Annotated in this window: 12 protein-coding genes; 4 read left to right on the top strand and 8 right to left on the bottom strand. The window is 30.4% G+C overall.

Annotated features, from left to right (window positions below):
* Nucleotides 1–17 precede the first annotated feature (17 nt).
* Together ACRC28_RS00490 and ACRC28_RS00485 are read right to left on the bottom strand one after the other, a co-directional pair.
* Complete coding sequence (locus ACRC28_RS00490; protein WP_438541497.1) at nt 18–533, bottom strand: SPOCS domain-containing protein; 516 nt, start codon at nt 531–533, stop codon at nt 18–20.
* 15 nt (nt 534–548) lie between these two features.
* Nucleotides 549–1727 (bottom strand): DUF3794 domain-containing protein, encoded by a 1179-nt coding sequence (locus tag ACRC28_RS00485; RefSeq protein ID WP_438541496.1) that lies wholly within the window; start codon nt 1725–1727, stop codon nt 549–551.
* 163 nt (nt 1728–1890) lie between these two features.
* Here ACRC28_RS00485 and ACRC28_RS00480 point away from each other — a divergent pair, with 163 nt between their 5' ends.
* The 4 genes from ACRC28_RS00480 to ACRC28_RS00465 all read left to right on the top strand — a co-directional run bounded on the left by ACRC28_RS00480 (nt 1891) and on the right by ACRC28_RS00465 (nt 6069).
* Nucleotides 1891–2508: a hypothetical protein gene (locus ACRC28_RS00480; protein ID WP_438541495.1), complete on the top strand. Its 618-nt coding sequence runs from the start codon at nt 1891–1893 to the stop codon at nt 2506–2508.
* A 185-nt stretch (nt 2509–2693) separates the two neighbouring features.
* Complete coding sequence (locus ACRC28_RS00475; protein ID WP_438541494.1) at nt 2694–3551, top strand: YitT family protein; 858 nt, start codon at nt 2694–2696, stop codon at nt 3549–3551.
* 140 nt (nt 3552–3691) lie between these two features.
* Nucleotides 3692–5149, top strand: a complete 1458-nt coding sequence (locus tag ACRC28_RS00470) for a hypothetical protein (RefSeq protein WP_438541493.1) — start codon at nt 3692–3694, stop codon at nt 5147–5149.
* 14 nt (nt 5150–5163) lie between these two features.
* Nucleotides 5164–6069 (top strand): trypsin-like serine protease, encoded by a 906-nt coding sequence (locus tag ACRC28_RS00465; protein ID WP_438541492.1) that lies wholly within the window; start codon nt 5164–5166, stop codon nt 6067–6069.
* Nucleotides 6070–6107: 38 nt separating this feature from the next.
* Here the strand turns inward: ACRC28_RS00465 and ACRC28_RS00460 are convergent, their stop codons facing one another.
* From ACRC28_RS00460 to rplM, 6 genes are all read right to left on the bottom strand, one after another.
* A complete protein-coding gene (locus tag ACRC28_RS00460) occupies nt 6108–6665 on the bottom strand; it encodes a Fe-S-containing hydro-lyase (RefSeq protein ID WP_438541499.1) in 558 nt (185 codons plus the stop codon).
* A 13-nt stretch (nt 6666–6678) separates the two neighbouring features.
* Nucleotides 6679–7521 (bottom strand): fumarate hydratase, encoded by an 843-nt coding sequence (locus tag ACRC28_RS00455; RefSeq protein WP_438541491.1) that lies wholly within the window; start codon nt 7519–7521, stop codon nt 6679–6681.
* A gap of 128 nt (nt 7522–7649) precedes the next feature.
* Nucleotides 7650–8336, bottom strand: coding sequence for an N-acetylmuramoyl-L-alanine amidase (locus ACRC28_RS00450; protein ID WP_438541490.1), 687 nt, complete (start codon nt 8334–8336; stop codon nt 7650–7652).
* A 140-nt stretch (nt 8337–8476) separates the two neighbouring features.
* Entirely contained in the window at nt 8477–10081 is a 1605-nt protein-coding gene (locus ACRC28_RS00445) for a Na/Pi cotransporter family protein (RefSeq protein WP_438541498.1), read from the bottom strand.
* Between the two features lie 304 nt (nt 10082–10385).
* Nucleotides 10386–10778 (bottom strand): 30S ribosomal protein S9, encoded by a 393-nt coding sequence (gene rpsI, locus ACRC28_RS00440; RefSeq protein ID WP_438541489.1) that lies wholly within the window; start codon nt 10776–10778, stop codon nt 10386–10388.
* A gap of 30 nt (nt 10779–10808) precedes the next feature.
* On the bottom strand, nt 10809–11243 hold the full coding sequence (gene rplM, locus ACRC28_RS00435; RefSeq protein WP_438541488.1) for a 50S ribosomal protein L13: 435 nt from the start codon (nt 11241–11243) through the stop codon (nt 10809–10811).
* Between the last annotated feature and the right edge of the window lie 62 nt (nt 11244–11305).

Below are 11305 nucleotides of genomic sequence, written 5' to 3'. Positions count from 1 at the left end.
TTCCTCCTGATCTTTTATTAAAAGCAACTGCTTTCAACTTTTCTTGCTAATAAAAACATTGTTATATTCATAAATAATGTTCTTTCATTTAAAATTTCTGAATATACATCCTCTATACAAGGCACAACACAATAACTATCTAACTCTATATCTACATCTGGATCTAGAATTATATAGGTGCAAAATGGTATTTTGAAATTTACTGGATGAACAGAGTTACAAGCTATTCCTGCAGTATATATCATAGTTTGACATACATTTCCTTCAACTAATAATTTTTTTCCTGTAAGCTTAACTCCTTCTATATTGGGAATACATGATACTGGTGTATTTATTATACTTGTACTTGTTATTTCTATACTGTTATATATTTTATTTATTACTTCTATATCTGGTTTTCCTACTGGTAATGATAATACTTGTGGAACACTAATTTGTGTCCATGCCTCTTCATTACAAATACATGCAAATTTATCTATTTTACAAAGTCCTATAACTTCATAATTATCTTTTACTGTACACTTACATCTCATAATCTTCTCTACCTCCTAACACATACTTTCACAATTACTAAAGCATTTAACTGGTGTAGCTTTGAAGAATAGTGTTGTGTTTTTAAATATTCTTCTTTCACTTAATGTACATACAAAAATATCCTCAATACATGAAGTTACTACAAATTTATCTGCAATTTTTGTTTCTTCTGGTAATATAATAAAGGCTGATATTGGAATATCAAAATGAGCTGAATGAATAGATTGGCATCCTTCTACACAAGCTGTATAAGTCACTCTTTGTCTTAATATAGCTTCTATTATTAATTTCTTTCCTGTTAATGCTAACCCTTCATAATTTGGAACACAAGTTGATGGTGTATGAACCACCTTTTGACAAATTATATCTACTTTAGATGTTAATGATAAAATTTCATCTATGTCTGGTTTTCCTTCTGGTAAATCTATAATTTCAGGTACAAACATCTCTACCCATAAATTATCTTCTTCTGTCTTTAGTATGTTTTCTACTTTTCTTTCTGAGCAAATCCCTTTTATTATAGGCTCATTTAATCTCATACAAGTATTTACATCTTCAGTATTTTTCTCTAAACAAGTTCCTGATTCTTGTCCACCTAAACAATCAAAGTTTTCTTTTCCTGTTGGTATTGAGTGTAGTACAAATGGAATACATAATGTAATATCTCTATCCGTAAATTCTTTAACTACTATACTTTCTACACATGATACTATATTAAACTTCATATCAAGTGCATCCATATTTAAAGATTTTTCTGGATATTGTGGAAGAACTATATACGTTGAAAATGGTATAGCTCCTTGGAATGTATGCATATTTTGATCTTCTGTTTTGCCTATATACGATACATTTACACAAATCATTCCTTCAATTATAAGTTTTCTTCCTGTTGTAACTCTATTTTGAAGGTTTTTAACTGGAATTAAATTTTCTGTTTCCTCATCAATTATTGCTGGTGTTTTAACAACCTTTTGTCTTATTATTTGTAGTTTTACACTCATAGAATCAATTTCATCTATTGATGGTTTTTCTAGTGGTACCTCTATACCTCCATTTACTACAAGTTCTGTCCAATAATTGTAACATCCAAGGTCACATTTCTTTTGATCATCTATTCCACTAAAGAATATAGATTGATTGTTTGGAATTCTTTTTTGAACTCTCTTATCATTTTGATCACAAGTAAAACTCATTTACGTCCTCCTCATTTAAACGACTGTTATATATTAAATATTCTATTTTTCTTTTTTATTTTTGTTACTTTCATCCTATATATTTTTTTCTTTTATCTTTTTGAACATTTTTCCACACTTTTTAATATAATAGCTACTAGAAGATTTTAAGGAGTGACTTAATATGGAATGCAATCAACATAAATTTAAAGATACCTGTATTTCCTCTGTTTCTTGTTATCAAGATTCTTTCAATATAAACAATTATTGTAATTCACCAATTACTATCCTTTGCCATGAATCAAAAGCTTGTCTACTTTCATATAAGATTTGTAGTTTAGGCTGTGAAAAAGTGCTTTTCATTTATGGCACTATTTTGGTAAAAGTAATTTACACTTATGGTAGTGATGGTAAAAAATATTCTCAAGTTTTTATCAAACCTTTCTCTAAAGAGATACCGCTACACAATTCTATTCAAAAAGTTCTTTCTGTTACTGCAAATATTGTTAACAAATATTCTAAAAGACTTTGTAATGATATTTTACTTGGATTTTATAATATTCAGTTTAACATCAAGGTTAAAGTGCCTTGTGAATCATTCTGTGATACACTAAATGAAAAAAATCTTTCAGATATCTGTAATTCTAACAGTCTAAATCTTTGTGAAGATCCTTGCTCTTCATTTGATAATCCACAAATGCCTTTTCCAATGCAAAATCCTATAGAACAAAAAATATTAAACGATATTCAAAATGATTGTTTTAATTCTATAAACTCAACACCTTATAACACTAGACTTTAATTCTAGTGTTATATCTCTATAATCCCCTTTATTTTCTACTATATAAAAGATTTATAGGTTTAAGCATAGATTTTCGACTTATTTTAGTGATTTTTCGTCAAATTCACCTATTTTTAGAGGTTAACTTCTATTTACTTTTTATATATAATTATGTTGACTTTTAATGAAATACATAGGAGATTTTTATGGACAAAATTTTTAAAAGCAAAGCTTTCTATTTAGATGTATTTTTCATCTTTATTGGATGTCTTATTGCTTCTTTAGGGGTAAATCTATTTCTAACACACGCAAAACTTTTAAGTGGTGGTGCAACTGGGCTCGCACTAATCGTGCAATATGTTGCTAATGTGCCTGCTGGTATTACAGTATTTTTAATTAATGTTCCACTTTTTATTATAAGTTTTAAAAAGCTAAGTTCCTCTTTCACTTTATATTCTGGAATTGGAATGATATCATTATCCTTATCTTTAATAATAACTAAACCACTATCAACACTCATTAGTGTAAATGATGTACTTTTATATTGCTTATATGGTGGTGCATTATGTGGTGCTGGATATGGAATTGTATTTTTAAGAAATGGATCCACTGGTGGAACCGATATTATAACAATGTTAATACGTAAAAAATATTCTAACTTTGGAATTGGTAAACTTGGTTTTATACTTAACTGTATCATAGTAGTAATTGGAGCTCTTATTTTTGGTTTACCAAAAGCTCTATATACTTTACTTTCAATTTTTGTTCAAGGATTAGTACTGGACAAGGTTCTTAAAGGGTTTAATAGTAGAAAGTTAATGCTTATACTAACTTCAAATGAAAAAGATGTTGTAGAATTTGTCCTTAAAGATCTAAATAGAGGAGTTACCTCACTTCCTGCTGAAGGTGAGTATACTCATGAAAAGAAAAAAATGCTTTATTGCATAGTTACAACACGTGAAATGCTTTCACTTAAAAATAAAATCTATTCAATAGACCCAAAAGCATTTATAACTATAATGGAAATATCAGAAGTTCGTGGACAGGGCTTTAGAAATATATAAAATTTAAACCATCAAGTTAAATAGGAAACTATTAGACTTGATGGTTTTTTTATCATATCTTTTCCTTCTACATATACTAACAGTATGTGCGCTTATTTCTATTGAGTTCACTATACTAAATTTTTATAGGAGGTTTTTTTATGCCCATTATAATAAATACTACAAAATCTTCAAACAAGTCTTTTGTTGATTTTGGAGATGTTATAAAATATACTATTACAATTTTAAATTCTGGAGATACTACAATTTCTAATGTTTATCTTATAGATACATTACCTACACAAGTTACCTTTACAACAAATTCTGTATTTATTAATAATGCTCAAGCTTTAGGCTTTAATCCACCAATTCCTATGACGCTACCTAACCTTCTTCCCAATGAGGTTACCACAGTTTCTTTTGAATGCGGTGTTAATACAACATTTCCTGTTCCAAGCAATTTTTCAAATACTAGTAATCTTATATATAGTTATACTACAACTGCTACTACATTTAGACAAAGTGATTTGTCTAATCAATCATCTATTTTTTTAAATAAAGCTATCTTAGGCGTTAATAAGTATACTGATGATTTTTCAGGTCTCAATTATCCTCTTCCTACAACAATTGTTATTGATAATTTTGGTAATACACTCGCTACTAACTTATCCCTTACTGAAATTCTTGACTCAGGAATGAGTATTGATTTATCCTCTTTAAAAGAAGATAATGTCTCAATTTCAGGCGATCCAACTGTTGGTATCTCTTTAGGTAATTTAGCAGTAAATAATACAAAAACTATATTTTATAATTTGCTTGTAACCTCACTTCCAGCTAGTGGTTTCGTTGAAACCTATAATAATTTAGCTTACGCTTATAAGGTTGATCCTTCATCAACGCTTAATTCTACTGCACTAACCGGATCTTATTATGAGCTTACTACAATTTCTTCTGCCTCCTTAACTTCTAATTATTCAGTTAATCCAACCACTGCCTTTATAGGTACTACTGTAACGTATACCTTAAGCTTAAGTAATGTTGGAAACTTGCTTAGTCAACTTACAACTATGACAACAACATTACCTTCAGAAATTTCATTTGTACCTGGAAGTGTCTATATAAACAATATAAATGTACCTTTAGCGAATCCTTCTACTATTTCAATTCCAAATTTAAATCCTAACGATGTAGCTACTGTTTCATTTATAGTACTGGTTAATACACTTCCATCCCCAAATCCACTTTTAACATCTGCAGTAATTAATTATAAATCTGCTATTCCTAATAGTGCTATTTTGAATACTCTAACAACAATTACTAATATCACTTCATTAACTGTAAATTCAAATAGCATCTTATTTAATAAATTTAGCGATAAGTTTTTCTATACTACTAGAGATACTATAACCTATACTCTTGTTATCCAAAATCAAGGGTCAGTTAATTTAATAAATTGTATTTTGTATGATACACTCCCTGTTAATCTACAATTTATTCCTAACTCTGTCCAAATAAATAATATTCCAAGTATAGACAATCCCCTAAGTGGTATTACCCTTAATACTATCTCTTCAAACTCTACTATCACAGTCACATTTAATGCACTAATTCTATCTTAAAGGAGATGATTTCTATGAATTCAGTCCATACTGACATTAGTTCTTTATGCAGAACTGATTTTAATTTTTTTCTTGATTTTAAAAATGTAAATGGCGTTGGGTTTGGCTATAAAGAAACTAATGGACTTTTAACTGATATTCCATGTTTTAAAGTTTTAGTTGAAAAAAAAGAAGATTTATCTAATTTAGAAAAAGATGATATTTTACCTGATACCTATAAAGGCTTTGCTACTGATATTATTGAAGTAGGTATTATAACACCCTACGCTTTTACTACTAAAATTAGACCTGTAGAAGGTGGTACAAGCACCAGTGTTACAAATCAATTTATTGTGGGAACTCTTGGTTGCCGTACTCATGGATTTGTTGGTACTGCTGATGAAGTATATGCTTTATCTAACAATCATGTATTTTCTCTAGAAAATTCTGTTTTATTTAATAAAACTATTATGCAACCTGGACAAGGTGATGGTGGTTCTCCTTCTACAGATGTTATAGGAACTTTTTTTAAATATATTCCATTAAAGTTTAATGGTCAAAATAATTACGTTGATTGTGCACTAACCAAAATTTCTGATCCTTCATCTATAACAGACAAGATTCATACTATTGGCAGTATTGCAAATATTGCACCACCTAAGCTAGGGCTTCAAATTCAGAAGTTTGGTCGAACTACTTCTTATACAACTGGTACCATTACAGCTTTAAATGCTACTGTTAATGTAAATTATACTAATGGTACTGCTAGATTTGTTGGTCAAATTGTAGCATCTCCAATGTCTAATGCAGGTGATTCTGGGAGCTTAATTTTAGATATGAAAAATAGAGCTGTAGGACTTCTATTTGCTGGTAGTGGTTCTGCTACAATAATTAATGATATTACTAGCGTACTTACGCTTTTAGGTATTCGTCTCCCATAAAAAATAAAGGCTTAAATTTGAACTTTAAGCCTTCTTTTTTACTTTATTTTTTCTAAGTATTCTTTTCTTCCTATTTCATATAAATTTCTTCCCACGCTATCTATAATAACAGTAAGTGGCATATCCTTTATTTCTAATCTTCTAATTGCCTCAGCACCTAAATCTTCATACGCAACAATCTCTGCTTTAGTAATGCTTCTTGCAATTAATGCAGCAGCTCCACCTATTGCTCCAAAATAAACCCCTTTGTTTTTTATTATAGAATGGATAACTTCATCATTTCTTTTTCCTTTTCCAATCATTCCTTTTAAACCTATATCTAAAAGTCTTGGAGAATATGCATCCATTCTATAGCTTGTTGTAGGTCCTGCTGAACCTATAGCATATCCTGGCTTCGTTGGTGATGGCCCTACAAAATATATAGTTTCATTTTCAATATTTATAGGTAGCTCTTCTCCTTTATCTAAAAGCTCTACTAATCTTTTATGTGCTGCATCTCTTGCTGTATATATTACTCCACTTAGTAATACTGCATCTCCTGCTTTAAGATTTTTTATTTTTTCTTCAGTTAAAGGTGTTTCTAATCTTATCTCCATCATCTATCCCCTCCTATATAATACATTCTTTATGTCTTGTTGCATGACAACTTATATTAACTGCTACTGGTAATCCTGCAATATGCGTTGGTAAAACCTCTATATTCACACCTAAAGCAGTTGTAAGTCCTCCAAAGCCTTGTGGTCCTATTCCAAGCTTATTTATTTCTTTTAATAATTCTTTTTCCAACTCACTATAGTAGCTTAATTTATTTTCTTCATTAATTGGTCTTAATAAAGCTTTTTTAGCTAAGTAAGCTGCTTTATCAAAAGTTCCACCTATTCCAACTCCAACAACCATAGGTGGACATGGATTAGGTCCTGCCTCTTCTACAGTTTTTAAAATAAAGTTTTTTACTCCCTCAATTCCATCTGAAGGTTTAAGCATCCCTATCTTACTCATATTTTCAGAACCAAAACCTTTTGGCGCAAGGGTTAATTTAACCTTATCTCCTGCAACAATATTATAGTAAATCATCGCTGGTGTATTATCCTTTGTATTTACTCTGTCTATTGGGTCCTTAACTACAGACTTTCTTAAATATCCCTCTTCATATCCTCTTCTTACACCCTCATTTATAGCCTCTTCTAACAAGCCTCCTACAAAGTGAACCTCTTGACCAACTTCTACAAATACACATGCCATTCCCGTATCTTGACATATAGGTACATTTTCCTCTTTAGCTATTTTAGCATTCTCTAGTATATTTTCTAATATTCCTTCACCAATATTGCTTTTCTCTATTTTTTTAAATCCACTAAGTGATTCCTTTATATCTTCGCCTAAATAGTAATTTGCATTAATACACAACTCTTTAATTTTTTCTTGTACTAATTTAACATCAATCTCTCTCATCTACTATCACTCCTTTAATCTTCTATTATTATTTTAGAATATTTTTACAACTATTAAAACCCTTATTACCTATCCCCATTTAAAAAACCTTTAAAAGACTTTATGAATCTTCTAAAGGTTTATCTAACTTAATTACTATTTTTTTCTTTATAATACTTTTCTATCCCATTTGCCGTTGCTTCTGCTAATTTATTCTGATATTCTTCATTTTTTAAATTTTCTTCATCTTCATCATTTGATATAAATCCACACTCTAATATTACATTTGCTCTTTTATTTCCGTCCTTTAATATAAATAGTCCATTTTTTGCATCCTTTGGAATTCTATTATTATCATTTTGTAAGTTTTCCTTTATAGATGCTTGTATGTTTAACGCTAAGTTCTTACTTTCCTTATTACTTGCATGCCATAATTGTGAGCCTTTGCATTTTTTATTACTAAATTTATTTTGATGAATTGATATAAATACATCACACTTAGTTTCTTTTTTCTTCTTACATCTAAGCCATAAATCGTCTCTTTTCTTTTTAGATAAGGCTTCGTCATTCTCTCTAGTTAATTCTACACGATACCCCTTCTCCTCTAGCACTTTTTTTAACTTTAATGAAACTTCTAAATTTAATACTTTTTCAACTGTACCATTTTGAGATGATGCACCACCGTCACCACCTCCATGTCCTGGGTCAATAAGAATAACTCTTTCAAGTCCTTCTTCATTACTATACTCATTTTCCTCAATAGAAAAGGCTGCTAAACTACTCCCTAACGTAAGAAAAATCATTATTATTATTAGACCTTTTATAATCTTTTTCATAGGCACCTCTTCCAACTTACTTACCAATTTTTAAAATAAATAAGCTAAAACAGTCACCTCCTTCCAAATATCATTCTTAACTTAGTATTCCTAATCTTTCATATTTAATGCAAAAAAAATGAAGCTTACGCTTCATTTCTTTAAATTGCATTATTCTCAATAACACTTTCCGCTATATTAGTTGCATGATCTCCGATTCTTTCAAAGTTACTTATTACATCTAGGAATATTGCTCCTGCATATGCATTACACTTTCCTTCATATAATCTCTTTATGTGTTTATCTCTATAAGTCTTTTCTGCTTTATTTATTCTCTCTTCTAATGGTGCTATACTATTAGCTTTTTCTACATCTCTATTTTCATAACTATCGATAGATACCTGAAGTGCCATCTTTGTATAGTTGTATATCTCTACTAAATCTCCAATTGCTTCATCAGAGTATTTAATATCCTCATCCATTTTCTGTGATGCTAGTTCAACAAGATTTTGTGCATGATCTCCAATTCTCTCAATATCATTTACTATGTGGAATGTAGATGCTACTATTCCTTTTTCCTTATCTGATAACTCACATTTTGATAGCTTAACTAAATAACTTGTTATTGATTCTTCTAAGACATTTATTATCTTTTCATTTTCATGAACCTTTTTAATTAATTCCTCATCACCCTTAACAAAGGCATCCATAGAAATTTCTAAGTTGTGTTTAGCTTTATTAGCCATTCTTATAGTTTCTTTTATAACTTGTCCAGCCGCTATAACTGGTGTTTCTAATAATCTATCATCAATATACTTTGGCCCTACCTTTTCGATTTCATCATCTCCAGGTACTAACCTATTAACTGCAACTATTAACCAGCCTCTAAGAGGTAACATTACAAGAGTATTAATTATATTAAATACTGTATGTGAGTTTGCAATTTGTCTCTCAACATCTCCAGGACTCATTCTTGTAACTAATGTCCCAAGCATTCCTAAGAAAGGTAAGAAAATTACTGTTCCACCTACATTGAATATTAAGTGTAGTAATGCAGCTTTGTGAGCTGTTCTATTTGTTCCAACTGTTGCTATCATAGCTGTAATACATGTACCGATGTTACATCCAAATAAGATTGGAAGTGCCATTCTTATATCTAACACCCCTGAACCTGCAAGTGCTATAAGTATTCCTGTAGTTGCTGATGAACTTTGAAGTATTGCTGTTATTGCTGCTCCTGCAATAATTCCTATCCACCAATGTTGTGATACTTGTGCTAAAATTTGTGCAAATATTGGTGATGCTGCAAGTGGTTTTACTGCATCACTCATGATACCCATTCCCATGAATAGAATACCAAATCCAAGTACTATGTTTCCAATTTCTTTTCTTTTCTTTGCTTTTGCAACCATTATTATTACAGTTCCTGCAAAAACAAATAAAGGTGCAATATCATCTAATTTAAATGCTACTAATTGAGCCGTTATTGTTGTCCCAATATTAGCTCCCATTATAATTCCAACTGCTTGTGATAAGTTCATTAAACCAGCGTTAACAAAACCAACTACCATTACTGTAGTTGCACTACTACTTTGAACAACTGCTGTTACTGCTGCACCAACACAAACTGCAACTAATGGGTTTGAAGTTACTTTTTCAAGTATCTTTTTTAATCCTTCCCCAGCTGCGTTTTCTAATCCATCTCCCATTAATTTCATTCCATAGATGAATAGTCCTAATCCACCCATTAAAGTTATTATTGTCATGATTGTAGAATTCAAAATAACGTCCCCCGTCCATTTTATTTATTTTATATTAAAAACATTTACTTTCTGTTAACTTTTCAACATCTTTAGTGTACATCATTTCTTCTATTTTGTTAATAAATATAAAACATTTTTAACCTACTTTTAACATAACAATCCTTTTAATTCCATTTATTACTTTATTTATAGAAGAATAGTTTGTTTTTCCTAGAAATTCATCTTTAATTTAGCCATATTTTTTCTTAATTTTAGCACAAAAAAAGAGCAGAATAAATTCTGCTCTCCATATAAGCTTCCAAACAAATTATCTTTTTGAGAATTGTGGAGCTCTTCTTGCTTTTTTAAGACCGTATTTCTTTCTTTCAACCATTCTTGGGTCTCTAGTTAAGAATCCAGCTTTCTTTAATTCTGACTTTAAAGCTTCGTCTGATTTAACTAATGCTCTAGCAACACCATGTCTGATAGCTCCAGCTTGACCTGTGAATCCACCACCGTGAACGTTAACTAATACGTCAAATTTTTCTTTAGTTCCAGTTAAAACTAAAGGTTGGTTTAAGATAACTCTTAAAGTTTCTAATCCAAAATAGTTTTCGCTGTCTCTGTTATTTATAACTACTTTACCATTTCCTGGTACTAGTCTTACTCTTGCAACTGATTTTTTTCTTCTACCAGTTCCCATATATTGAACTTTTGCCATTTTTATTCCTCCTCCCGAGCGTCTATATAATTAGTACTTTAATTCAAGTACTTCAGGTTTTTGAGCTGCGTGTCCGTGCTCTTCCCCTCTATATACATTTAATTTCTTTAACATTTTTCTTCCTAAAACTCCGCTTGGAAGCATTCTTCTTACAGCTTCTTCGAAAGCGAACTCAGGTTTCTTTTCTAAAACTTCTCTGTATGGAGTTTCTTTTAATCCACCAGCATATAAGCTGTGTTTTCTTAACATTTTTTGATCTAACTTCTTACCAGTTAAAACAACTTTCTCTGCATTGATAACTATTACGAAATCTCCACAGTCAACATTTGGTGTAAATGTTGGTTTATGTTTTCCTCTTAGTATTGATGCAACTTGGCTAGCAACTCTACCTAATGGTTTACCAGCAGCGTCAACAACATACCAATTTCTTTGAACGTCTTGTGCTTTTGCAATGTATGATTTCATCTTAAATTTCCCTCCCTGAACTTACATTGTGTGCTTTACTTTTTAAAAGTTCCGCATTTATG

Origin of the sequence: Clostridium sp. (assembly GCF_051650885.1) — a bacterium.
Classification (GTDB): Bacteria; Bacillota; Clostridia; order Clostridiales; family Clostridiaceae; genus Clostridium.
This window is presented reverse-complemented; position numbering and strand designations above follow the sequence as displayed.